General features: G+C 55.3%; 28 protein-coding genes and 1 tRNA gene. 8 read left to right on the top strand and 21 right to left on the bottom strand.

Features of this window, described 5'->3' with window-relative positions:
- Nucleotides 1-271: 271 nt before the first annotated feature.
- The 11 genes from ACR0LF_RS02325 to ACR0LF_RS02275 all read right to left on the bottom strand — a co-directional run bounded on the left by ACR0LF_RS02325 (nt 272) and on the right by ACR0LF_RS02275 (nt 8,585).
- Nucleotides 272-937: a recombinase family protein gene (locus ACR0LF_RS02325; RefSeq protein ID WP_480574377.1), complete on the bottom strand. Its 666-nt coding sequence runs from the start codon at nt 935-937 to the stop codon at nt 272-274.
- 179 nt (nt 938-1,116) lie between these two features.
- On the bottom strand, nt 1,117-2,274 hold the full coding sequence (locus tag ACR0LF_RS02320) for a Shedu immune nuclease family protein (protein WP_480574374.1): 1,158 nt from the start codon (nt 2,272-2,274) through the stop codon (nt 1,117-1,119).
- An 8-nt stretch (nt 2,275-2,282) separates the two neighbouring features.
- A complete protein-coding gene (locus tag ACR0LF_RS02315; RefSeq protein ID WP_480574371.1) occupies nt 2,283-2,528 on the bottom strand; it encodes a hypothetical protein in 246 nt (81 codons plus the stop codon).
- A gap of 387 nt (nt 2,529-2,915) precedes the next feature.
- Nucleotides 2,916-5,930 carry a primase-helicase family protein gene (locus ACR0LF_RS02310; RefSeq protein WP_480574368.1) on the bottom strand — a complete coding sequence of 1,005 codons (3,015 nt, stop codon included), beginning with the start codon at nt 5,928-5,930 and terminating at the stop codon, nt 2,916-2,918.
- 90 nt (nt 5,931-6,020) lie between these two features.
- Nucleotides 6,021-6,179, bottom strand: coding sequence for a hypothetical protein (locus ACR0LF_RS02305; protein ID WP_480574365.1), 159 nt, complete (start codon nt 6,177-6,179; stop codon nt 6,021-6,023).
- Nucleotides 6,180-6,383: 204 nt separating this feature from the next.
- Nucleotides 6,384-6,773, bottom strand: a complete 390-nt coding sequence (locus ACR0LF_RS02300; RefSeq protein ID WP_480574362.1) for a hypothetical protein — start codon at nt 6,771-6,773, stop codon at nt 6,384-6,386.
- Between the two features lie 74 nt (nt 6,774-6,847).
- Nucleotides 6,848-6,994 (bottom strand): hypothetical protein, encoded by a 147-nt coding sequence (locus ACR0LF_RS02295; RefSeq protein WP_480574359.1) that lies wholly within the window; start codon nt 6,992-6,994, stop codon nt 6,848-6,850.
- 34 nt (nt 6,995-7,028) lie between these two features.
- Nucleotides 7,029-7,223, bottom strand: a complete 195-nt coding sequence (locus ACR0LF_RS02290) for a hypothetical protein (RefSeq protein ID WP_480574356.1) — start codon at nt 7,221-7,223, stop codon at nt 7,029-7,031.
- Nucleotides 7,220-7,492, bottom strand: a complete 273-nt coding sequence (locus ACR0LF_RS02285; RefSeq protein WP_480574354.1) for a hypothetical protein — start codon at nt 7,490-7,492, stop codon at nt 7,220-7,222. Before ACR0LF_RS02285 ends, ACR0LF_RS02290 begins: the two co-directional genes overlap by 4 nt.
- Nucleotides 7,493-7,587: 95 nt before the next feature.
- Entirely contained in the window at nt 7,588-8,085 is a 498-nt protein-coding gene (locus ACR0LF_RS02280) for a hypothetical protein (protein WP_480574351.1), read from the bottom strand.
- Nucleotides 8,085-8,585 carry a hypothetical protein gene (locus ACR0LF_RS02275; RefSeq protein ID WP_480574348.1) on the bottom strand — a complete coding sequence of 167 codons (501 nt, stop codon included), beginning with the start codon at nt 8,583-8,585 and terminating at the stop codon, nt 8,085-8,087. The genes ACR0LF_RS02280 and ACR0LF_RS02275 overlap by 1 nt, the downstream gene beginning before the upstream one ends.
- Nucleotides 8,586-8,883: 298 nt before the next feature.
- Here ACR0LF_RS02275 and ACR0LF_RS02270 point away from each other — a divergent pair, with 298 nt between their 5' ends.
- The gene (locus ACR0LF_RS02270) at nt 8,884-9,174 is read left to right on the top strand and encodes an SPOR domain-containing protein (RefSeq protein ID WP_480576160.1); all 291 of its coding nucleotides are present in this window, start codon (nt 8,884-8,886) and stop codon (nt 9,172-9,174) included.
- Nucleotides 9,175-9,276: 102 nt separating this feature from the next.
- Entirely contained in the window at nt 9,277-9,891 is a 615-nt protein-coding gene (locus tag ACR0LF_RS02265) for a hypothetical protein (RefSeq protein ID WP_480574345.1), read from the top strand.
- 127 nt (nt 9,892-10,018) lie between these two features.
- Here the strand turns inward: ACR0LF_RS02265 and ACR0LF_RS02260 are convergent.
- From ACR0LF_RS02260 to iscR, 10 genes are all read right to left on the bottom strand, one after another.
- Nucleotides 10,019-10,095, bottom strand: a tRNA-Arg gene (locus ACR0LF_RS02260).
- 77 nt (nt 10,096-10,172) lie between these two features.
- Nucleotides 10,173-11,393 (bottom strand): cysteine desulfurase, encoded by a 1,221-nt coding sequence (locus tag ACR0LF_RS02255; RefSeq protein ID WP_480574341.1) that lies wholly within the window; start codon nt 11,391-11,393, stop codon nt 10,173-10,175.
- Nucleotides 11,394-11,405: 12 nt separating this feature from the next.
- On the bottom strand, nt 11,406-11,972 hold the full coding sequence (locus tag ACR0LF_RS02250; RefSeq protein ID WP_480574337.1) for a Yip1 family protein: 567 nt from the start codon (nt 11,970-11,972) through the stop codon (nt 11,406-11,408).
- The gene (locus ACR0LF_RS02245; RefSeq protein ID WP_480574334.1) at nt 11,969-12,454 is read right to left on the bottom strand and encodes a YIP1 family protein; all 486 of its coding nucleotides are present in this window, start codon (nt 12,452-12,454) and stop codon (nt 11,969-11,971) included. The genes ACR0LF_RS02250 and ACR0LF_RS02245 overlap by 4 nt, the downstream gene beginning before the upstream one ends.
- Complete coding sequence (locus tag ACR0LF_RS02240) at nt 12,454-13,734, bottom strand: SufB/SufD family protein (RefSeq protein WP_480574331.1); 1,281 nt, start codon at nt 13,732-13,734, stop codon at nt 12,454-12,456. Before ACR0LF_RS02240 ends, ACR0LF_RS02245 begins: the two co-directional genes overlap by 1 nt.
- Nucleotides 13,734-14,489, bottom strand: a complete 756-nt coding sequence (sufC, locus tag ACR0LF_RS02235) for a Fe-S cluster assembly ATPase SufC (RefSeq protein WP_480574328.1) — start codon at nt 14,487-14,489, stop codon at nt 13,734-13,736. Before sufC ends, ACR0LF_RS02240 begins: the two co-directional genes overlap by 1 nt.
- 49 nt (nt 14,490-14,538) lie before the next feature.
- A complete protein-coding gene (locus ACR0LF_RS02230) occupies nt 14,539-14,742 on the bottom strand; it encodes a hypothetical protein (protein WP_480574325.1) in 204 nt (67 codons plus the stop codon).
- On the bottom strand, nt 14,742-16,262 hold the full coding sequence (sufB, locus tag ACR0LF_RS02225; RefSeq protein WP_480574322.1) for a Fe-S cluster assembly protein SufB: 1,521 nt from the start codon (nt 16,260-16,262) through the stop codon (nt 14,742-14,744). Before sufB ends, ACR0LF_RS02230 begins: the two co-directional genes overlap by 1 nt.
- Before the next feature lie 18 nt (nt 16,263-16,280).
- Nucleotides 16,281-17,324, bottom strand: a complete 1,044-nt coding sequence (locus tag ACR0LF_RS02220; protein WP_480574319.1) for a cysteine desulfurase family protein — start codon at nt 17,322-17,324, stop codon at nt 16,281-16,283.
- A gap of 50 nt (nt 17,325-17,374) precedes the next feature.
- Nucleotides 17,375-17,833, bottom strand: coding sequence for a Fe-S cluster assembly transcriptional regulator IscR (iscR, locus tag ACR0LF_RS02215; RefSeq protein WP_480574316.1), 459 nt, complete (start codon nt 17,831-17,833; stop codon nt 17,375-17,377).
- Nucleotides 17,834-18,012: 179 nt separating this feature from the next.
- Between iscR and ACR0LF_RS02210 the strand changes: the two genes are divergently transcribed.
- From ACR0LF_RS02210 to ACR0LF_RS02185, 6 genes are all read left to right on the top strand, one after another.
- Nucleotides 18,013-18,666, top strand: coding sequence for an alpha/beta hydrolase (locus ACR0LF_RS02210; protein ID WP_170557257.1), 654 nt, complete (start codon nt 18,013-18,015; stop codon nt 18,664-18,666).
- Nucleotides 18,666-18,911: a hypothetical protein gene (locus ACR0LF_RS02205; protein WP_480574313.1), complete on the top strand. Its 246-nt coding sequence runs from the start codon at nt 18,666-18,668 to the stop codon at nt 18,909-18,911. Before ACR0LF_RS02210 ends, ACR0LF_RS02205 begins: the two co-directional genes overlap by 1 nt.
- A complete protein-coding gene (locus ACR0LF_RS02200) occupies nt 18,908-20,071 on the top strand; it encodes an HD domain-containing protein (RefSeq protein WP_480574310.1) in 1,164 nt (387 codons plus the stop codon). The genes ACR0LF_RS02205 and ACR0LF_RS02200 overlap by 4 nt, the downstream gene beginning before the upstream one ends.
- 380 nt (nt 20,072-20,451) lie before the next feature.
- The gene (locus ACR0LF_RS02195) at nt 20,452-20,787 is read left to right on the top strand and encodes a DMT family transporter (protein WP_480574304.1); all 336 of its coding nucleotides are present in this window, start codon (nt 20,452-20,454) and stop codon (nt 20,785-20,787) included.
- Between the two features lie 76 nt (nt 20,788-20,863).
- Nucleotides 20,864-22,681 (top strand): translational GTPase TypA, encoded by a 1,818-nt coding sequence (gene typA, locus ACR0LF_RS02190; RefSeq protein WP_480574301.1) that lies wholly within the window; start codon nt 20,864-20,866, stop codon nt 22,679-22,681.
- Nucleotides 22,682-23,146: 465 nt separating this feature from the next.
- Nucleotides 23,147-23,629 (top strand): hypothetical protein, encoded by a 483-nt coding sequence (locus tag ACR0LF_RS02185; protein WP_480574297.1) that lies wholly within the window; start codon nt 23,147-23,149, stop codon nt 23,627-23,629.
- Nucleotides 23,630-23,650 lie beyond the last annotated feature (21 nt).

The raw sequence follows: 23,650 nt of genomic DNA, 5'->3' as shown, positions 1-23,650 counted from the left end.
TCAAAATGCAACCGAGACGGGGCAGATGAGAACCGATGTCAACTCGGGGTACTTAATCCGGGTTTTCTGAGGTTTACACGAGGTATGCAGACAGCAACTACGCGCCTCTCCACGAAAAAAGGGTATACCGGCCTCGGGTCCCCTTTCCCTTTATTTACAATTACTTATACGACGATTCGACGTTAAGAGTCAATGTGATTTGCCTTTGTTTTCAAGCCGCTAACGCGGCCCCGCACCCACCCGGATACCTCTCTATGTCATGTTAATAGGATCAAGCTGCATCCAGCCGTTTCAGGGCGTTGCTGACACTCATTGCAGCCCACTTGCGGCCACGTGGTGTCGGGACGTTGGCAGCGTTCAGAGCGTCCGCGATTGCCTGTAGTGAAGCGTTGGATTTCCGCATTGGAATGATGATGGATGCGACACGCTGAGCGGCGGCGTCAGCCGCTTGTTTCGCCGCTTCATTGCGCTTCATGGTGGCATCCCGCATACCACCCAATTTGACGCCTCTTTCCTTCGCTGCCGCTAGCGCTTGCTTGGTGCGCAGGCTGATGAAGTCACGTTCCTGTTCTGCCAGCGCTGCATAGATATGCAGCTGGAATTTGTCAGCGGAAGGCATGGACGCCACCCTTAGCGTAAGGTCCTTATCTTTAAGGGTTTTCGCGATAAATTCCACATCACGGCTGAGGCGGTCCAGTTTGCTGACAAGCAGTTCTGCCCGATGCTTCCGGGCCGTTTCCAGCGCCTTTTCTAGTTCTGGACGGTCGGCGTACTTGCCGCTCTGCACGTCTGTGAAGGTTCCCAGAACCTCAAACGGTACGTCTGAGTAGTTGTCTAGAAACAAGGCAATATCCCGATCCTGAGCTTCCAGACCCAGCCCGGACTTGCCCTGCTGGGCCGTGCTTACCCTGCGATAGATCACATATTTCTTGCTCATACCGGGCCTCGTAAAAATCGTCTACGTTGGTTGTGCTATTTATACCATGTCGCAGGCATGATTCGCGAGTCATATCAAGTGGTTACGTGAAATCTGCGTCGATTATTAATAGGTCAATACAACTGACCCATAGGAGTTGATATTTGGCTTGCCGAGGGCGGCTGCGAAGTAAATTTTGACTAACTCTTGCGTGTAATAAAGCGGGCGCGCTCCAGCAATTCATCGAAAGTGACGATATCAACGCTTCGCATTTCGCGCCGGAAGAGTTCGAATGTGTCACTCATGATCTGTGTAGATCGTATGTTCTCTGCGCGTTCAAATTCTGTCCGGGAACCAATAACTAGGATCGTCTTGGCGTTGCGTGTACGGGCTTCTAATTTCTCGGTACCGTCGCGATTGTAATGCTCTCCCGTCTGGGCAGCGGCTAGCCACTCAGCTTTCTGTTCAATGACCTGCGAAACGGCGCTCGTGAATTCCGCGCTGAACTCCCATGTACCTGCTCGTCCGCGCTTACCTGACTTGAATATTCGAGTGTCAGGGCGCTTGATCTCGACGAGTACGGTATAGTCTGAAAACTGCATTAAGAAGTCAGTCATCGGCTTGTTCTTGTTGTCTGTCCCGTATCCACCAACGGACATTTCTCTATCGAACTGCCGCATGACGCGGTAATCGAGGCCGTAACCAAACACCCACTGGTTTCTCTCGAAGAAGTCTTGCCATTCGGTTTCTGCCCAATCTCCACTGGACATGTGAAACTCGAACGCTTCAAGGCCTTGCTTACGGCCAAGCAGAACATTGATTTCTTCCCCGGACAGCGATCCACCCAATGCCTGAATTAGGTCTTCTCTTTGGCTCTCATCCAAGTTCTTTATACGCTCAATTAGTCCTCGGTCGGTGGCATCAATGATCGCTTTGGGACCAGCTTGAGTGGATATGTCTTCGATCTGGAAGCGGGCTTCATTTGTCATATCCACAAAGTTGATTTGCTCGAGAAAGGACAATAGGCGCTGGAATTCACCCGCTCGGAAAGTGAATTCATTCTTTTCGTAGCCTTGAACCCAGTCACCAGCCCGCGTTTGGTAGGTCAGCAGAGAAAGACGCTTAACTTGCTGATCATCTTGAGAGACAAGTGCAGTCACCTGCGTCTTTCTTTTTTCACCACTGATGCGCAGGCACATAGAGCCGTCGATCTCGCCGAGCAGCGCGCTGTCATTCCCTTCGAGGACCATGTGAACGTAACGCAAACGTTCAGTCGATTGCTCGTTGAACTTAAAGACCTTCGATATGTAGGTTTTGCCCTCCTTCCGAAGGCGGAGGAAGTCGCGGTCGTCATCCATGGTACAACTTATTCCCCATAGCGGTACGCTAGTTCGTTCCTTTCATGCTCTTTCTTGCAGGCATTTAGAGCAGGCTCCACGACCTTTTTGAACAAGGTCTTTTGTTTTGGGGAAAGGCTGTCATAGCCTTCGTGTATCACTTGCCGCGCTACCCCAATCGCATTCCGGTGCTCCTCTGCGTCAAGGTAACCGGCGTCAATTGTGTCATCCAAAAGCTCGTACAAATCGAAATCAATGTGGTCATTGTGGCCCATCCAGAGTCCTCTTGCGTATCTGATAATTCGTTCAACAAGAAACGTACCCGCATGGCGGGATTTAGACGACTATTACTTTACTATTCAGGTAATTATTGTGGTTGCCTCCAAGCCTCCAAGCAACCTCCAAGGGCTTGGAGGCGGATTTGCCCATAAGAATAAGGGGTGCGAAGCTGCTGCCTCCAAACCTCCAATAGAAACTACCTCAATAAAATTTGGTATGGACACACACACCAACAAACACGGGTGTGTGTGTCCCCATCTGTTTTCCGTCAAGGTGCGTGTGCGGTGGAGGTTTGGAGGCCGCCGCCGGTGGCCCAAGAAAATAAGGCACGCCCGCGCCTCCAAGCCACCTCCACAGACCGCGCAGTTTGGAGGTTGGGCCGCTCACGCGGCCCCCAACAAGACCTTATCGACATTTTCACCCAAAATCTCAGACGGAAACAGCCAGTACCACTTGTTCCCATGATCCCCGACCCGCCCGCGCTTTTCGGTAATCTCAACGCCAAACAAGCGCCAAACCATCGCCACCACGTCAGCGTCGTCGGCATCGTGCTTGTTTGCCGCAGCCTCAATGAACGTACGGAACGCAGCCCTAGGAACACGCAATCCATCCTTCACTAGGACGAAAGTTTCGTCATACCCGTCAACCCTTAGCGTCACCTCTCGATCACGCAGGACATTCAACAAGCGCCGCTGCCCCGGGCGCATTGAATGGACAGCCATGACCTTCCGCTCAGGCGTCTCAGGAGCCGTACGCACATCTGACCAACTCTTGCCCGCTGACGCGGGATCGTACCGTTCCAGATAAGCAAGAAGGCGGCGCATCTCATCACCTTCAATTGCCTCGGTCAGCTTCTCAAAGTACCCCGTTTGCCCTTGCTCTTCTGAATTGAAGCGCAGGACGAAATAGCGACGTTCAGAACCGTTATTTTCGATCAACACCGGCACGGCCTCGTTGGAGTCAAAGTAATACCGCGTGCAGGAAAGCACCGTTGCGATACTCATCCCCTTTGCCTCAACCTGAATCGTGACCGAGTCGACGTTGGCCTTCAACGTGCTGGAAACGCGCGGCGATGCTCCGAATACAGCTTCGTTGACCACCACCAGAACGCACTTGCTCAGATGCTCACCGGAGAACTGACCGATCACATGGTTCTCATTCTCAAGCTGCTTGAAATGAGGTGCTGCCAACTTCGACAAGAGCGTGCCAAACCGCCCCTTACCGATGCCGCCGTCGCCAACACCGATAATGGCCGTCCCCGGCTTCTCACCGGGGCGCTGAACCATGTGCGCCATCCAAAGCAGCAGCCAGTCCAACTTGTCTTGATCGTTGTCACAGACAATGCGCAGCATGAAATCGTGCAGGACCGGGAAATCCCGTTCGTCACCAAACTCACCCGCAAGCGAAGTCAGCTTTCGACCCTGATACATGTTGAAATCATTCTCCCCCGGCACCATCGGCGGCGGAGCGAATACCAAGCCACTCTTTCGCTTTGCCGTTTCAAGAAAGACCTTCGCCGGGTTGACCAGAGCTTCCCCCTCAACGATCTGTCGATCTAGATGCAGGTTCAGGAAATCGTCTTTGCGGTAAACGGCAATCGTGGAATCGAAATCGGAGTTAAAAGCGTTCAAGTCCGGCTTACGTACAATGCGAAACTGCCCGCCCAGATCGCAGGGCGCATAGCGATAGGCCAGAGTCGCCAATGCGGTTTCCATATCGTCGCCCAAAGGGTCCGCAGGGTCCAGAGACGTGTTTGCAGGATCGGCGTTCAGGGCGGCGAGGTTATCTTCGCGCTGTTCTTCTGCCTTCTCCGCCGCGTAAGCGGCCTTTTCAGCATCCAGCAGGTCACGCCCATGCTTCTCAACACTCTTGCGCCGGTTCGCGTCAAGATATTCACCGATCAAGTTGGTCCACATCGAAACGGCATTGTTCCGTTCGCCACCCTTGAGAACACCAACATAGATTGCGGCGAAATGGTCCTTGCCCGCGTTAGCGGACAGCGAAGCAAAGGCTCGCTTTACCGCCGCAGGGGTCTTGAGCATTTCAACCCTGATTTCCTCGTCTACGTAGTCTGCGCGGTCAACGGTGATCGCCTCACCGTCAAGTTCGTTCGGGTAGAATGCAGGATCGCACAGCAGACCAGAAAAGGTCTCCCCGTCCGGCATGGTAACCTGCTCCTCGATAAGGCGGAGGAAATCGCAGGTGTACAAGCCCTCACAGTGACTGTGGTGACAATAGACAATCGCGCTTTCGTCAGCACCTTCACCCTCTGCCGCCCAAGCCATATCCTCACCGGAGGTATGCGCCGCTGCGTTTGGACAAAGAACGTCGACGCCACGCCCCGCGTCACCCCGAACATCCCAGCCGATCATTTCCAGAAAGTCAGGCAACAGGAAGTATTCGCCGTGATCGTGCCACCATGCCAGAAGGTCGAAGCCATCAGACAGGTAAGCGAGTTCGCCGCAAACGGCACCACTTCCACCTTTAGCGCCTGACGGTGCGCGGCGGGTGTACTGCGAAACATCTCCGACCGGCATTTCGTCGAGAGTCAGCCCACGGCCTGCAAGAATGTAGTGCTTGAAGTCAGCCCCCTTAGGGCGCGCAGGCATATACATGAGTTGAGACGGAAGCCGCCCCCTTGCATCAATCTCGCCGGGGATCAGCGCTTCACAGAAGCCAACGTAACGCGCCTGCCACTCTGCATACCTGGCGTGCCAGCCGTCACCATCTTCGCCAAGCTCAAAAGGCGCTGCCAACGGAATGATAACCCGAAAACGATCACTGCCGGGTGCGCCCTTGGTGGTGTGAGAGTGCGTCGTGTAGACCACGGCGAACACGCCCATTTCGCGCAACCGTGCAACCACCGGCTCAACGGCGCAGCCACCGTCAACGTCGATGGCGACCGCATACACCCGGCGAAGCTTGTTCTTGAGCTTATACATGTACTGAAAGCGCTGCCCGTTCGTCGCGACCGACTTTCCGGTCAAGTCGCCTTCCGCGAAGTACAACGCATCCCCGCCCTTGTCGGTACGTTCCGGGTGCGGGGTCATCATCTTGACCACCTCTGCCCACGTACCGCTGAACCGAACCCAATCACGGCCAAATACCTTGGGCGCGTGGTCAGTCACACCAATCACCGCCTTGGAATTCAACAATGCATCGCAAGCGGGGGCCTCAAGGTCCCCGATGACGGTAGCAGCACTAAACTTACTCAGCGCAGGACGGGTAAAGTTAATTACATTACCGTCTCGTGAATGATCATACATCCATAGCGGCGGATCGGGCCGGATCGGGTGGTCCTGCGACTGTTCATCTCGCAACCCACGCGCAAACGCATAGACGCTCAGCCCTCCAGCCAAATAGGGATTGTTGAAAGGTGCGACTGCATCCTTTGCCATTCTGTTCTTGCTCCTCGATTTTTGCCATCTTAGCGCCCGTGCCATCGGGCATTGTTGGGCAGAGCGCGCTAATCGCGCGCCGCCACCGTTTCACTGTGCCGCTGACACGTCCGCTACTTGCTCCAACAGGTCGGTAAGTTCGTCGCCCAACCGCGCCAAATCTTCTGCGTTGCCCCGCGTCAGCGGGCGCTGCCCAGCCGCCCGAATTGCATCCGTCACCTGCACCAATTTCTGCTCAATTTCGTACACCCATAATCTCCTTCTGATTGAGATCGTGCGGAACTGATCCGCCGATGTCAGATTAACTAGCACAGGATCATATTTAATGTAAGTACTTGTTTTAGCTGTATTTTAACACTTGAAGTGAAGTTTCTGTATTAAAGTTCGACTTCAAGTCGCAGCATTTCGGCTGATCCATCTACTTCAAGTGAAGTTTCCAAGATCAGCGGTCAGTTAGACTAGCGTTCGCCAGTTCCCGAGGTTGCCGATTTCGACAACCGGAAGCGAATCAGTGTTGCCGTAAACGCCCGGACGGACCTCGTGCGCGCCCAGCAATTCCAACGCCCAGACGCACTCCGTAAGATCGGCCTCCGCCGCGTCTCGCACCTCACGCAGAGACAGCGCAAAACTACGCCCGTGGCCCATTTCGACTAGCTTGGTATCGATGGCCTCAGCCAGAAGGAGCGCGTCAGCGTAGTCCTGCGGATCGAGATGCGTCGAAAACCACGCCCGACGTTCAAGCATACGGTCGCGCACGGTTGAGGGTTCATTCGGGATATTGAGGGCGTCAATCTGTGCCAGATACAGGCGGGACTTCTCAACCGCCGTAAGTTCGATGGTCATTACTTTGCTTTCTTGCTAGTGGTGTTTGGTGCGTCCGGACGACGATGATGGGGCACCACCACCGCCCGGACGCATCATTGCGCTTGGCTAGGAGCGACCGCGTGCCTCGGGAATAGCTCATCCAGTTCACGGGCGACCTTTGCCGCGATTTCATGCCATCGCGCACGGAACTCTTCTTCTGAGATACCCAATCGTTCGCGGTGCCAGATGGCGGCACGCATCAAGTGCTTCTCATAAGCGCGCTGGAAAGCAGCCCTACGCCGCTTTCCCGAATGCGGCGATTTCCTTTTCAAGGCGCTCATCCTCTTCACGAAATTGCTGGTCAGTCCAGTTTTCACGCTGCGCCAACCCCCGCCGCCACCGCTCACTACGATGCTGCATTCGCTTCCGTGCAGCCTTATCAATATGAGGGTGTCCGGCTCCCAATTCGTCCAATTCGAAAATGCTCATCGCCGCCGCCTCCGCTCACCGCGCTCAACAGTGCGATCCACATGGGCATGCAGACGATTACGGCGAATTTCCGCTTCGGTCAGCGGGCGCGAAGGCGTCTGCACGGTACGTTGTCCGGGTTCCGGCACTTCAGCGGTCTCTTCCGGCTCTTCAATCATACCTCGTGCCTTAAGTTCATCCAAAACGGCGGGCGGCGGCGGGGGCGCATCGGGAAAGCACTCGGCCAGCTTGAGAAACTGATGGTCCGACAAGGTGACATTCTTAATCATGACCGCTGCCCATCCTCCTTCCACGGACACAAAATTGGTCCACGGATTTCCACCGAAACTGCGAACTTCTGCAATAAGCTTGTCCACCTGCATCGTTAGCGACCCTTGTTGTTGGACAGAGGACGCCGCCCGATACCGAGCTTGTCAGCGAGACGCAGGCGGGCGATAGGGCTGTCCACCTTCAAAACGATTTCAAGCTTTTGAGCCTCGGTCAGTTCTACACTTTCTTCGGTACGCTCGGGGACACCCGCCTGCGCGCGCCTCGCCATCGTGATTCTAGTAGCAGGCGGCAGGTCATTTAGGCGACCAAGCGCAGCGGGGTCGGCTTCTGCGATCTTCTGTAGCTCAGCTTCTTCCTGACGCGAGGCGATCATGGGACCAAGATTGCCCACCTCGGACTCCAGTTCATCGGCGGAAACGTTCGCTCCGAGAGCCATCATTCTTGCAGCGGTGCAATCCAAAACATCGGTCTCATCAATCGTGACACCTTGTTCTTGAGCGATAGTCACTGCCTTCTGCACGGCCTCAGCCCACCTTTCTGCAACGGTGGCGCTCCCATTAACGATGGCAACAAAGTTAGTATAATCGGTCATTACGCTGCCATCTCCCCGTGAACTTCTTCGTCTGAGGCATTCACAATGGCCCACGGAACGCAGAATTCTCCCCAGTTGGGCAATGCGGCGGCGTCATTCAACATCACGTACCGAAGCACGCCGTGATGAAGCAGCAGCTTGGCACGGAGAATGTCGACGTAGCGGAAGAGTTCAGATGAGCGAAGCGATGAGGCCAGCGCGTTCGAAAGAGCGGTTTCACATTCGAGCAGACGCTGACGCTCATCGGGGGTCAGCCATTCCTTTGCGGTCCGGCAGGTACCAAGCACGTCATCTCCGACAAACAAATCGTCATTCACTTCTGCCAGTGAAAACAACTCGGGGATTCCCTTTCTACGGGTCGTCGGGAGAACGGCGGCAAGATGGTAATCGAACGGCTGTCCGGTCCCAATCGGGCGGATACCCTTCAAGCGCGCACAGGCCGTGTTCCGGGTGACGGCACACGCGCGAGCGTATTTATTTTGCGTAATAGTGATGGACACTTGGTACTGCTTTCCTCAAATTTGGTAAGGTTTCTTGTATCGTTGAACAATCTATACCAGATTTTTCTTGACAAAGCGAATTGTAACGGTTCAGCGGTTCGCGAGGCGATTCGAAGCGGACCAATCAAAAGGCCCGCGTTCGCGGGCCATCGGTCAACCATATGCAATAGTGCTGCTGGTCAGCAGTTTTTGAACAAGGTGATATAAATTGACAACTAAGTGGAAGACTGGGGTTTGCGCGGTATTAATTTTAGCAGGGCTGGGCATTGCTGCGTATTGGAATGCCACTCGTCTTCAGGTGAGTGTAGGCTTTCCCTCCAGTGCAATAGTGGCGCAGTTGGGAGCGTACGACGAGGTCCGGGAAGCAACTCGCGATTGGAAATCGATAAGGAAGCGATTTAGCACTGAGCTTACTCCGCTCGAACCATTGGTAACCCGCGTGGAATGCACCTCTGAATGTAAACAATATGAGGATCGAGAATTTTTCAGATTGCGCGTGGGAACATTTCACGACTTAAGCGAAGCCCGCGCTTTTTGCGAAGAGTTAGCCGAGCAAATGCAAGACTGCATACCGCTTAGAGAGCGATAGGCGGCTTGCAGCCAGCCACAGGAACACGTTACGGAAATTTGAAACAAGCACACCGAAAGCTGAGGGCTATCGGCATCCCACACTCCTGAACGCAAGGCAACTATGAACTACTATTTGTGTCAAACTTACCTGTTTCTCAAAGACTGGCAGACTCTCTCGGGGGCTTTGCTTGCCCTGATCGCCGCCTATTTCACGATCCGTGAAATGAGAAAACAAGCAAAGGCCGACGATGCGCGGCATCAACGCTCAGTAGAGCGAAAGAAGATGGCAGCAAGGGCTAGAATGGCAGACGCCCTCAGCGGTGTCTGCAAGTACGTCTCAGAGTCGGGCCACTACTTAACCGAACAGTCTAAGAATGCCCCCCAAGCACCGACAGAAGCTATTGAAACACTAAAACAAGTGATTGAGCATATCGACAACGATGCGGCGGTTCGGGTTTTCGAACTAGTGACGTGGTATCAAGTCGAACGCGCTCGGGCTACGAACAAGAACCAACCCCTTTCCAAAAAAGGCCCGCTTTACGATATCGTCTTGCTCCAAGCATATGCCAATAGCCTCTTTCGATATGCACGGAACGAAACTCAATCTGTAGCAACGGGCTATCCGACACTCAAAGAAATGCTTGCTGCTCGCAAGGATTCGATTGATCCGTTTTTTTCCACACGAAACGAAAGTGTAATTGCGGATTTGGATGAGTACATTCAAAAACAATACTAAGAGTGGTCCGCTGATGCAGGCGCTCAACACACTGGGTTTCAGAAGCACTCAATCAGTACAGAAATCAGTACGCCAACATCCTTCCAGCGAAAATATTGTTTAATTTACAATATATTGGTGGGGTAGATGGCGCACCTGAGAGGATTCGAACCTCTGGCCTCTGCCTTCGGAGGGCAGCGCTCTATCCAGCTGAGCTACAGGTGCCTAGGCCGTTAGCTAACCTTGATCCAATCCGGGTGCAACTGCAAATCGTGATTGCTGCACCCTGAGTCATTTCAAAGTCAGGCGAACAGATCGTGTGCCAATTCCAGCGCTTCGATCAGCGTATCGACCTCATCCATGGTGTTATAGAGACCGAAGCTGGCGCGACAGGTCGCCGTAACACCCAAATGGTCCATCAGCGGTCCGGCGCAGTGATGACCGGCCCGGACAGCCACGCCTTTTTTGTCCAAAATGGTCGACACATCATGAGCATGGCCTGCGCCGTCCAAAGTAAAGCTGAAGATGGCCGCCTTGTCAGGCCGTGTGCCCTGAACCTGAACCCAGTTGAGGCCGTTCAGCCGCTGCATGGCATAGTCTCGCAGACCGGATTCGTGGGCGGCAATATTCTCCATCCCAAGATCCATCATGTACTCCAGCGCGACGCCCAGACCGATGGTCTGAACAATGCCCGGGGTCCCGGCTTCGAATTTCATGGGCGGGTCATTGTAGATGACCTGATCCTTGCTGACCTCTTTGATCATGTCACCACCACCGATAAAGGGGCGCATTTCGGCCATGCGTTCGGATTTGATGTAAATCGCACCTGATCCGGACGGACCATAAAGCTTGTGACCTGTGATCGCATAGAAGTCACAACCGATTTCTTCGACATTCACCGGCATATGAACCGCGCCCTGACTGCCATCGACCAGAACCGGAACGCCTTTGGCATGGGCGCCATCGGTAATGGCTTTGACGTCCACAACCGTGCCCAGCACATTGGAACACTGGGTCACAGCAACGAGCTTTGTTTTCGGCCCGATCGCATCGATCACCGCCTGCGGATCCAGCCCGCCGTCCGCGCCCACATCGACCCATTTCAGAACGACACCCTGCCGTTCGCGCAGGAAATGCCAGGGCACGATGTTTGCGTGATGCTCCATCACACTCAGGACAATCTCATCCCCCGCTTCGAGCCGAGGCATGGCCCAACCGTAAGCGACCAGATTGATGCCTTCGGTCGTGCCCGAGTTCAGGACAATCTCATCCTCGTTAGATGCCCCTAGAAACCGCGCGATGGTGCCGCGTACGGCCTCATATTTCTCGGTCGCTAGATTAGACAGAAAATGCAGACCGCGATGAACGTTCGAGTATTCCTCGGCATAGGCACGGGTCACCGCATCAATGACGACCTGAGGCTTCTGAGCTGAGGCACCATTGTCGAGGTATGTCAAAGGCTTGCCGTTCACCTCACGCGACAGGATCGGAAAGTCAGAGCGGATTTTCTGCACATCATACATGGGATGGTTTTCCTAGACAGGCGCGGCCGGGGTTAGAAACAGAACGAAAGGAACCGCAACAAGAGCGGAAAGTAAAATCACGGCGAAAGACTTCCACAACGATCCGAACTGATGCGCTTCGTTCAGAAAATGAAGCGTGATGTAGAGGCTCAGGATTCCTGTGGCAAACAACATTATTATCATCAGAAACGGCAGGGTCAGGCTCAGAAAAAGAGTGATGACCAAGGCAACGATTTGCAGAAACTGCAACCAGACCGTCAGGACCATCAGATCATCAAAGCTAGCTTTCCCGCCAATCGCCTTTCCGACGATGAAGAACGCGACGATGCTCAGCATCATTGCTCCGGCAGAGCGCAATAAGACAACGGGGATGCTTTCAGGTGCCGGTGCGGTTTGGCCGGGCGTCACAGGCACAGACAAATCGATTCCCAATTGAACAAGGCAGTTCAGGACCACCGCCAGCGCGAATGCCAGCCACAACCCTTCCCGGCCGGGATTTAAGGTCAGTAACTGACGTGCAGCTTCGGCGGGGCTTCTGATCGTCAGAACCGCCAGAGCGCCTAGGGAATTGATAGTCATACAGCGGACCTTTGTACTTGTCTCAGACCGGATAACCAGAACCAGACAAAAACAGCAACCCAGAGGATACCGACAAACGTCAAAGTCGGCCCAGGTCCGATGAACCCGGCGACCAGACCGTTCAACAAAACCAGCGGAGCAGATGACAACAGCGCCCAGAACAGCGCCAGACGTGCGCCATAGGCTGTGCCCTGCCCGCCCACCAAGCGCGCCGCCCAATAAGAGATCAACGCAAGGGTATAGAAAAACAAAGGCAGTATGAACACAGACCCCAGCAGCGCGCCGCCCAAGAGCATGTTCAATTCAACGCCTTCCAGATGCGCCTTGCGTGCAAGGCTGGGCATCTGCGCGATAAAGGCCACCACGCAGAACGCCATGACAAAAACCAATGCCCGGTCTTCGCGCGGACCCATTTCCAGAAGCCGACGCACCACGCGCCCCGGCCCCCGGTACGTTGCCAGTATGTCTGACGAGACGGCCATCAGCTGCGGCGCGCAAGCCATCCTTCCAGACGGCTTACGATCTCTTCCGCCAGAGCGCTGTCTTCTATCTCATCTACAGCTTCGGCCAGGAAGGCCAGTGTCAGCATATTGGTCGCGTCCTTGGTCGGAACACCACGAGACCGCAGATAGAACAAAGCTGTCTCGTCAATCGCACCCGAGGTCGAGCCATGCGAACACGCGACATCGTCGGCGTAGATCTCAAGTTCCGGCTTGGCCAGAAATTGGCTGTCGTCATCCAGAAGCAGCGATTGGCTGATCTGATACCCATCGGTTTTCTGGGCGCCTTCCTTCACAAGGATCTTACCCTGAAACACACCCGTCGCCCCGTTGCGCAGTACTTTCTTGAACACCTGACGGCTTTCGCAGTTCACCGCGTCATGGGTGATGAAAACCGTGTCGTCATGATGGAAGTCACCATCACCAACACAGGCCCCGGCCACATGCGCCACAGCGTCATCACCAGTCAGTTCAATAACCTGTTCGTTGCGGGTCAGCACGCCGTTCACGGTCAGAGTGAACGACTTGTAGACCGACTCCGCACCCAGACGAGTAAACATGTGGGTCGCAGCGCGACGCTCGTGATCCCTACCCTGCGCTCGTACGTGATGCAGCGTGCCCTTGTCGGCAATGTCGATCTCCATGCACTTGTTGAAGCGCGACGCCGCCGGGCCGGTTTCCAGAATGGTCGCCTCGGCCCCGCTTTCTACGCGAACAACATGGTGCAGGATCGCATCAGAGGTCGGCGACGCATGACGATAGATCAAGTTGATCGGCTTGGACGGTTTGCCTGTCACGTGGATGGCCACGCCATCCGACGCAAAGGCCGTATTCAACGCCGCCAGAGGGCGCTGCACCGGCGACTGACCGCGCGTTTCAAGCACGCCGTACAGGTCTTTCGCCCAGTGAATGTCCTTGCAACAGATAGCTTCGAGCCGGTCGATGGTCACGCCTTCAAGCGACAGGTCATCAGATTCTTCGGCACTGAAGACACCGTCCACAAAGACAATGTTAAGACGGTCCAGCGCGTTGAACATCAATGGCTCGTCATCGGCAAACACCGCAGCCGGGATCGCTTCGGGTGAGACCAGCGTATCCGGTTGCGTGTATTTCCAATATTCGTCACGCCGCCCGGGCAGGCCTGTTTCCAGAACACGTGCCAGCGCATCTTCGCGGGCGGCACGGGTGCAGCCCGCATCAGGCATGGTCAAGGCAGACAGCCGCGCCTCGGTTGCGGTTTGTTTGACTTCGGGCAAGGCCATCAGTTCACCTCGGCAAGAATGTCGGCGTAACCGTTGTTTTCAACCTCAAGCGCCAGCTCGGGGCCACCGGTTTTGACGATGCGGCCATTGGCCATGATGTGCACAACGTCCGGTTTGATGTGGTCCAACAGGCGCTGATAGTGGGTGATCACCAGAAAACCACGGCCTTCATCGCGCAACGCGTTCACGCCTTCGGCCACCAGCTTCATTGCGTCCACGTCGAGGCCCGAGTCGGTCTCGTCCATGATGCACATCTTCGGTTCCAGCATCGCCATTTGCAGGATTTCGTTGCGCTTCTTCTCACCGCCCGAAAAGCCTACGTTGACCGGACGTTTAAGCATATCTGCGTCGATTTTCAGCGTCTTAGCCTTGGCACGCACTTCCTTGAGGAAATCGGCCGCCGAAAGCTCTTCTTCGCCGCGGGCCTTGCGCTGAGCGTTCACTGCGGTACGCAGAAATGTCATGTTGCCCACACCGGGGATTTCAACCGGGTATTGGAACGCAAGAAAAACACCGGCTGCTGCGCGCTCTTCAGGCTCCATCTCCAACAGGTCTTCGCCGTCCAAAGTGGCCGACCCTTCGGTCACCTCATAACCGTCACGCCCCGACAGCACATAGCTGAGCGTCGACTTGCCCGAGCCGTTTGGCCCCATGATCGCGTGTACCTTGCCGGCCTCAACCGTCAGGTCCACACCCTTGAGGATCTGCTTATCTTCTTCTTCAAGCTGCACGTGCAGGTTCTTGATTTCCAGCATTTTTTATCCTTTTGCGTATCGCAAGGGGCGCTCTGGCCCCGAAACCTTCTTACCCCAGAAACCTGCGGAGTAGCCGCGCGACGATCCAACCGATGATCGACCCGCCCCCAACCGCCCAAACTGGGTTGATGAATTCCATGTGGTTGATGTTGACGTAAGCCACACCAAGCAGCCCGCCCAGAACCGGCAGTGCGTAACCAAGCCAGGTCAGCACGTCATCCTTTTGGATGCGGTTACGGGAGGTACCTGTCATCAACCAACCGAACCTTCCAGCGAGATTGCCACGAGTTGCTGTGCTTCCATCGCGAATTCCATCGGTAGAGCTTGCAGCACGTCCTTGCAGAACCCGTTGACAACCAACGCCACGGCCTCTTCCTCGTCCATGCCGCGCTGGCGGCAGTAGAACAACTGATCGTCGTCCACTTTCGACGTCGTCGCTTCGTGCTCAACACGGGATGAGTTGTTCTTGACCTCGATATACGGAACCGTATGCGCACCGCATTTGTCACCGATCAGCAAGCTGTCACACTGTGTGTAGTTGCGGCTGTTCTTGGCCTTCGGGTGCATCGAGACCAGACCACGATAGGTGTTCTGCGCCTTACCAGCGCTGATACCCTTGGACACGATCCGGGACTTGGTGTTCTTGCCCAGATGAACCATCTTGGTGCCAGTGTCGGCCTGCTGATAGTTGTTGGTGATCGCGATCGAGTAGAACTCGCCCTGGCTTTCATTGCCCCGCAGGATGCAGGACGGGTATTTCCACGTCACGGCCGAGCCGGTTTCAACCTGCGTCCACATCACTTTGGACCGATCGCCCCGGCAATCGGCACGTTTGGTCACAAAGTTGTAGATACCGCCCTTCCCGGTCTCATCCCCAGGGAACCAGTTCTGAACCGTCGAGTATTTCACCTCGGCGTCTTCCTCGACGATGATCTCGACCACAGCAGCGTGCAACTGGGCCGTATCGCGTTGGGGCGCGGTGCAGCCTTCCAGATAAGACACGTAAGAGCCTTTGTCGGCGATGATGAGAGTGCGTTCAAACTGACCGGTGTTTTCCGCGTTGATGCGGAAATACGTGCTCAGCTCCATCGGGCAGCGGACGCCCGGCGGGATGTAGACGAACGAGCCATCCGAAAATACAGCCGAGTTCAATGTGGCGTAGAAGTTATCCGAAACCGGAACAACGGACCCGAGGTATTTCTTGACCAGTTCGGGATGTTCTCTGATCGCCTCAGAAATCGAACAAAAGATCACGCCGTGTTTTGCCAGTTCATCCTGAAAGGTCGTGCCGACCGAAACCGAGTCAAACACCGCGTCCACAGCGACCTTACGGCCCTCGGCGGGCATATTCTCGGCGCCTTCGACACCTGCCAGGATCATCTGTTCTTTCAGAGGGATACCCAACTTTTCGTAAGTGGCCAACAGCTTGGGATCAACCTCATCCAGCGATTTCGGCTTCTCTTCCATCGACTTGGGACGGGCATAGTAATACTGATCCTGAAAGTCGATCTCGGGATAGTTGACCATCGCCCAGTTCGGTTCATCCATCTTGGTCCAGCGCTCGAACGCGGCCAAACGCCATTCGGTCATCCATTCCGGTTCTTCGTTTTTCTCGGAAATCAACCGCACGATATCGGGGTTTACGCCCTTGGGGGCGTATTCCATCTCGATATCGGTGTCCCAACCGTACTTATAGGTTCCGACCTCGCGAACCGCATCCACGGTTTCCTGATCGACACCCTCTTTCACCTGGGTCTGGTCCAAAGCGGCCATAACTTACCCTCCGTCAGATCACGCGGCGCGCGCGCGATGCTTTTTCTCTTTCTCAAGCCACGTATCGGCGAAACGCAGCACATCTTCTTCTGTCGTCCGAGGCCCCAGCGACACGCGAATAGCGCTGCTGGCTGTTACCTCGTCATATCCCATTGCGGTGAGCACCGCGCTGGCACGAACCTTGCCGCTGGAACAGGCAGAGCCTGCACTGACCGCGAAACCCGAAAGGTCCATCTGCATGACCTGCGTTTCACCTTTCCAACCAGGCGCGGCAAAACATAGGGTATTCGGCAGGCGAAGCTGCCCTTTCCCGACAAAAATAGGTGATTTTACAGCAGCCTCAAGAGCATTTTCTAGAATATTTCTAAATTCCTCAACCTGCTCCCAAACACCGTTGGACAGATCCAAAGTAGCAGCTTCAGCTGCGGCCCCGAACCCCGCGATACCAATGACATTTTCCGTTCCGGACCGGCGCCCCATTTCCTGACCGCCACCCTTGATTTGCGCAGCCAATTCGGTTCCGCGCTTCATCACAACAGCGCCAACACCTTTCGGCCCGCCCAATTTATGCGCAGACACCAAAGCCGTCTGCGCGTCCATCCAGTTGAAAGCGATGGGCAGTTTCCCAAAGGCCTGCGTGGCATCTGTTACTGCCAGACCGGAAGGTAAAGTTTGAATGATTCCGGTTTCGGAATTTGCCAGTTGCAACGTAGTTTCTTCAGGCGCGGTAACCCTGACCTCTCCGCTTTCGGAAACCGAAAGATCTTCGTTGATCCAGGCTCTTACCGCGTCATGCTCAATCGCCGATCCATGCAGGTTGCGCTCGGACAACGTCAACGCCGCCCCTTCGGTCGAGCCAGAGGTAAAAACAACATCCGCCCCATCCGCCCCAAAAGCAGATGCAACCTGTGACCGGGCCCTCTCAACAATCGCTTTTGCGGCGCGGCCTTCAGCATGGACCGAGGACGGGTTTCCACAAACATCCATCGCAGCAATCATGGCCGTCCGCGCTTCGGGGCGCAGCGGCGTCGTTGCATTGTGATCCAGATAAACACGTTTCATGGATACATCTTTTCACTGATGGGCTTCACAGTCATATGTCACCCGTCGGATCAGTCGTCTACTACGGAAAACAGGCTCGGCACGGCGGGGCACGGCGCAAGGTCGTTTTTGATGACATCCGACAAACGAGTCTGGTGCAGGAACACATAAACATGCGCACTCAGCCCTTCCCACAAACGGTTTGTAAGAGATTGTGCCCGGCTACCGGAAGACGCTCCTGAGGCTCCTGCCCCTTTCTGCAAGGCATCAACCGTTTCATCCACAGCTGCCAGAATCTCAACCACACGAATTTCCGAAGCAGGACGCGCAAGGCGATAACCACCACCGGGTCCGCGAACCGAAGAGACCAATTCGGCGCGTCGCAACTTGACAAAGAGCTGCTCGAGATAGGGCAGAGAGATGTCCTGCCTTTCCGAGATTTCCCCCATGGTAACCAACCGATCAGTCGGCTGAAGCGCAATGTCCGCCAAAGCGACCATCGCATATCGGCCTTTGGTCGACAGCTTCATATTCAGCCCCCTCTTAGACGGATTTGCGCGAAATCATTGACGCCGACGTTGCCAGTGCGTATCTCCGACTGACAGCGCTGACGCGCAATGTAATATAATTAGAACCGTTCTAAGGTGCCCGACGATTACCGTCAAGTATATCCGGGCACCCGTACGAAAAAGACAGGACCAAAGCACACATGCCCGAGGTGATTTTTCCCGGACCCGAAGGCCGTCTGGAAGGCCGCTACCACCCGCAAAAGGAAAAAGACGCACCGATCGCCATCGTGCTTCACCCGCATCCTCAGTTCGGCGGGACCATGAACAACAAGGTGGTCTATAATCTGCACTATGCGTTCTACAACATGGGCTTTACCGTGTTGCGCTTTAACTTCCGCGGCGTAGGCCGCAGCCAGGGCGAATATGATCAGGGCGTAGGTGAGCTTAGCGATGCCGCGTCGGCGCTGGATTATCTGCAATCGATGAACAACAACTCGAAACACTGCTGGGTTGCGGGTTTCTCATTTGGTGCGTGGATCGGAATGCAACTGCTGATGCGCCGCCCCGAGATCACAGGGTTCATCAGCGTATCGCCTCCGGCCAACATGTACGACTTCTCGTTCCTTGCCCCCTGCCCGTCTTCCGGTCTGATCATTAACGGCTCAGCCGACCGCGTGGCCCCGCCGGCAGACACCACATCGTTGGTCAACAAGCTGCACGAGCAAAAGGGCATCACCATCACCCATAACGAGGTTGACGGCGCGGATCACTTCTTCCAGGACCGCCACATGGACACACTGATCACCGATGTCAGTGACTATGTGAAACGCCGCCTGACCGAGAACACCCGCTGATGTCAGACACCATCACATCTCTTGCGGCCAAACTGGCCGAAGATACGATGAAGGTAATGGATGAGACCGGCGATGATCGGTTTTTTGTTGAAGTTGGCGACGTGCTCGGTGCGGCGTCCCAGTCGCTGGAAGAAGCTTTTCTGACCGAGATTCGCGTACGCCTGGCCGAACGCAAGGCCAGACAATTCGTGATCAAGCGCCTCTCGGCACATCGCGCCAAACTGAAGGCGATCGAAAAGCAATGACCGACCGTTTGTCGGCTCAGATCGCTTTCCTGAAACGGGCTGATAGTTTGAAGATGGTCGAGCGGGCAAATACCCTGCTCGACCAGTCAAGGCCCGAAAACTCTGCGGAACACAGCTGGCACCTCGCGCTATGGGCTTTGGTCATGGTACCATTGGCCGGGCCGGACGTGTCGATTGACCGGGTCATTCGCATGTTGCTGTTACACGATCTTGTCGAGATCGTTGTGGGCGACCACCCAATTCACCTTCACACAGATTGGGCGTCAGTCGCAAAGGCTGAACATTTGGCTGCTTCAGAGCTGTTTGGCCTACTTCCTGAAGATCAAGCTGAAACCTTTCACGCGCTCTGGCGAGAATTTGAAGCGGACCAATCACCAGATGCCCGTTTTGCCAAGATTCTGGATCGTTGCCAGCCTCTGTTTCAGGTTCTGTGTGCCTCAACCCCCAATCCCGACCACATTGACATTGTACGATCCAATCTCAACGGCGGTCGCGCGGCTTATCTGGCCCAGGCGTTCCCACTGGCCTACCAACATGCCACCAATCTGCTGACTGGTGCAGAGACGCAAGACAACGCGTTCGCAACCCGACTGGCGTTTTTGACCGAAGCGGATCAGTTGAAATCCGTTCTCCGCGCCTCGCGACTGATGGCCGGGGATCGATTCGAAAATTCGGCTGAGCATTCATGGCACATCATGCTCTACGCCTGGGTTTTGTCTGAATATGCCCATACTGACATCAGCGTTGATCGCATTCTTCAAATGTTGTTGCTGCACGACATTGTCGAAATCGATGCGGGCGATCATCCGATCCACGGGCAGGTCGATCATGAGGCGCAAGCAGCCAAGGAACAAGCCGCGGCCCAACGGCTATTCGGCCTTTTGCCTGACGCGCAACGCAGTGCGTTCTCGGGTATCTGGCAGGAGTTCGAAGCAGCGGAAAGTGCAGACGCGCAGTTTGCCAAGGCCGTTGACCGTTTTCAGACACCCATCGCCAATCTCGAAACCGGTGGCGGATCATGGGTCGATTACGGCGTAACGTACGCGCAACTTGAGGCACGCGTCCGACCTGCTATTGCCACAGGTGCACCTCAGCTATGGGATTGGCTGCAACCTCAACTGGTTGCGTATTTTCGGCAGGACGAGGCCCTCAGCCGTTAGCCGGAAAAGAAAAAAGGAGCCCAAAGGCTCCTCTTTCCCTGCTTAGTTCTCAGTGGATTCAAAACACACTACTACCATCAAACTGTTGAACCACGTTGGCTGCATCAACTTCGACGGACCCCCCGTCAGCAAGCCACCCAATCGCCACTATCAGACCCGAAGCAAAAATGACGGACTTCATAAACTTCGTCATCACTCAACTCATTAATTCAAAAAAACTTAAAATACGCTGAGAACATTACACAAATTTGTCACTCAGGATAGTAGGGTATACCTGACCTCAGGCGAATGTAATGTCACTTTGAGACGTCAAATAGCCTTGCCTGCCCCCTCACTTTCGTGCTCAACGCGGTGTAATTGCCCTGTTTCGAGGTTTTGAAATGCCCCAGTCTTATGTGTACCTGTTGCTGGCCGTACTTGCAGAAACCATTGGCACGACGGCATTGCAAGCCAGCCAGCAATTCACGCGGTTCTGGCCATCTGTTCTGGTTGTCGTTGGCTATGGCATCGCCTTTTACCTGCTGGGCATGACCTTGAAATATATGCCGGTCGGAATTGTTTACGCGATCTGGTCCGGTTTGGGCATCTTTCTGATTGCGATGATCGGCTTCATCGTTTTCGGCCAAAGGCTGGATTGGCCAGCGATACTAGGGCTGGCAATGATTTTGTCTGGAATCCTAATCATTCACCTGTTTTCCAAGACTGCTGGTCACTGATCCAAGGTTAGGGCTGGTATATTTTGCCGCGCCGCGTTATGCGCGCGGCAACTTCCCGTTCAAAGGCTGACCTCTCATGGACCTGCGCAACATCGCAATCATCGCTCACGTGGACCACGGCAAGACGACCCTGGTGGATGAGCTGCTCAAACAATCCGGCGCGTTCCGGGAAAACCAGGCCGTGGCAGAACGTGCCATGGACAGCAACGACCTCGAGCGTGAACGCGGCATCACCATTCTGGCCAAGGCGACCTCGGTTGAATGGAAAGACACCCGTATCAACATCGTCGACACACCCGGCCACGCCGATTTCGGTGGTGAGGTCGAGCGTATTCTCAGCATGGTTGACGGCGTTGTCCTGCTGGTCGATGCCGCCGAAGGTCCGATGCCCCAAACCAAGTTCGTGACCTCCAAAGCACTGGCTTTGGGTCTGCGACCCATCGTAGTCCTGAACAAGGTCGACAAGCCCGACGCCGAACCCGACCGCGCGCTGGATGAATGTTTCGATCTGTTCGCCAACCTTGGCGCAGATGATGACCAGCTGGACTTCCCGGCCATGTACGCCTCAGGCCGATCCGGCTGGGCCGACATAGAGTTGGACGGGCCCCGTAAGGATCTGACTGCCCTGTTCGATCTGATCGTCGATCACGTCCCTGCGCCCAAGCAGGCCGAAAAGAAAGACGAGCCCTTCCGCATGCTGGCCACTACGCTGGGCAGCGATCCGTTCATCGGCCGCATCCTGACCGGGCGTGTAGAAAGCGGTACGTTGAAAGCCGGGGACAGCCTCAAAGCGCTCAGCCGCGACGGGTCCGTGATCGAGAATTTCCGGGCGTCGAAAATCCTCGCCTTTCGTGGACTGGCACAACAGCCCATCAACGTGGCCGAAGCTGGTGACATCGTCACCATCGCCGGCATGAGCAAAGCCACCGTTGCCGACTCGCTGGTCGCGCCGCAGGTGGACGAAGCGCTGCCCGCACAGCCTATCGATCCGCCGACCATCACCGTGACCTTTGGCATCAACGATTCCCCTCTGGCCGGTCGCGATGGCAAAAAAGTGCAATCCCGCGTAATCCGTGACCGTCTGATGAAAGAGGCCGAATCGAACGTCGCCATCCGCATCACAGACACCCCTGGCGGTGAAGCCTTCGAGGTTGCCGGTCGTGGCGAATTGCAGATGGGCGTCCTGATCGAAAACATGCGCCGTGAAGGGTTCGAACTCAGCATCTCGCGCCCGCAGGTTCTGTTCCGTGAGGAAGACGGGCAGCGGCTAGAGCCGATCGAAGAAGTCACCATCGATGTGGATGACGAATATTCCGGCTCGGTCATCGAAAAGGTCACCGGTGCGCGCAAAGGTGAACTGGTCGAAATGCGTCCCGCAGGTGCCGGCAAGACCCGTATCATCGCGCATGTCCCGTCGCGCGGGCTGATCGGCTATCACGGAGAGTTCCTGACCGACACGCGCGGCACTGGCGTTTTGAACCGGGTGTTCCACGACTGGGCTCCGCACAAAGGTCAGATCCCGGGCCGCCGTGCAGGCGTACTGATCTCGATGGAAAACGGCCAGGCTGTCGCATACGCCCTTTGGAACCTGGAAGAGCGTGGTCGCATGTTCGTGGGCCCGCAGGCGGATGTCTATCAGGGCATGGTGATCGGCGAGCATTCCCGCGACAACGATCTGGAAGTGAACCCGCTGAAAGGCAAGAAACTGACCAACGTACGCGCCAGCGGCTCGGACGATGCCGTTCGCCTGACGCCTCATGTTCAGTTTTCGTTGGAAGAGGCGATTGCCTATATCGACGACGATGAACTGGTGGAGGTCACGCCCAACGCGGTGCGCCTGCGCAAACGCTTTCTTGATCCGCATGAACGCAAGCGGATGGCAAAATCGGCCTGATCACCTGCAGTCGGTACACGCCCGAAACGGAAACAATGGCGATTGTGTGGCATATTTGCTTCCTATCGAGATAAAGACGAAAAACAGACACCCGGGCAAATTGCCCGGGTGTCGTTTGAAAAGAATAGATGTTCACCCTTAAATTGCATTAATTCAATACCGCTCGCCTTTCCAGCATCTTGTAGTTTGGCCTTTATCAAGGTGTATTTGTGTCAATTGTGTGATGCTCTTCATACACGTCTTGAATCAGATGGTGCATATGATCGGCATAGTTGAGTAAAAAGTACTGAGGAGTTCGATATGGGAACGCTGTCCCGTAAGTTTCCAGTTTACCTTGTGGCGACTGCATTTTTGGTCACTTCGGCCGAAGAAACTTTCGCTGCTGGAGTTTGCAACGTCAAAACTGCACGCCAATCAGGAGCCTCTGCTCAAGTCTTGTGTGAATGTGACGCGGTTACGAGTGGAATGATACGATATATTCAGCGTCGCGCAGATTTTGACAGTATTCTCGCGCGACTCGGCGCTGAATGCGCACCTCTGGCCGCTCTGCTAACAGATTTCCCAACCGCGTCTACCGGTGTCTCTGATCAGAGATCCGGAGACGGCCCATCCAATGAGAACCAGAATACCGGCCCAAGCTTTGGCGGCGGTTCTGATGGGGGAACTGAAACGTCCGGTCCAAGCGGAGGTCCCGGAACCACAGGAGGCGAAACACCAGGTGGCGAACAGCCCGGCGGCGAGCAACCCGGTGGTGAACAGCCGGGTGGTGAGCAACCCGGCGGCGAACAGCCCGGTGGCGAACAGCCTGGTGGTGAGCAACCCGGCGGCGAGGAACCAGGTGGCGAACAGCCCGGTGGCGAACAGCCCGGTGGTGAAGAACCAGGCGGTGAAGAGCCCGGCGGCGAAGAACCAGGTGGCGAAGAAACTGACGGCGAAGAGTGGCGCTAACCCGTTAATCGTCCAGAAGTC

This window comes from Ruegeria sp. E8, assembly GCF_056533985.1.
The sequence above is the reverse complement of the archived record's forward strand: the minus strand, read 5'-3'. Positions and strand labels throughout refer to the sequence as shown.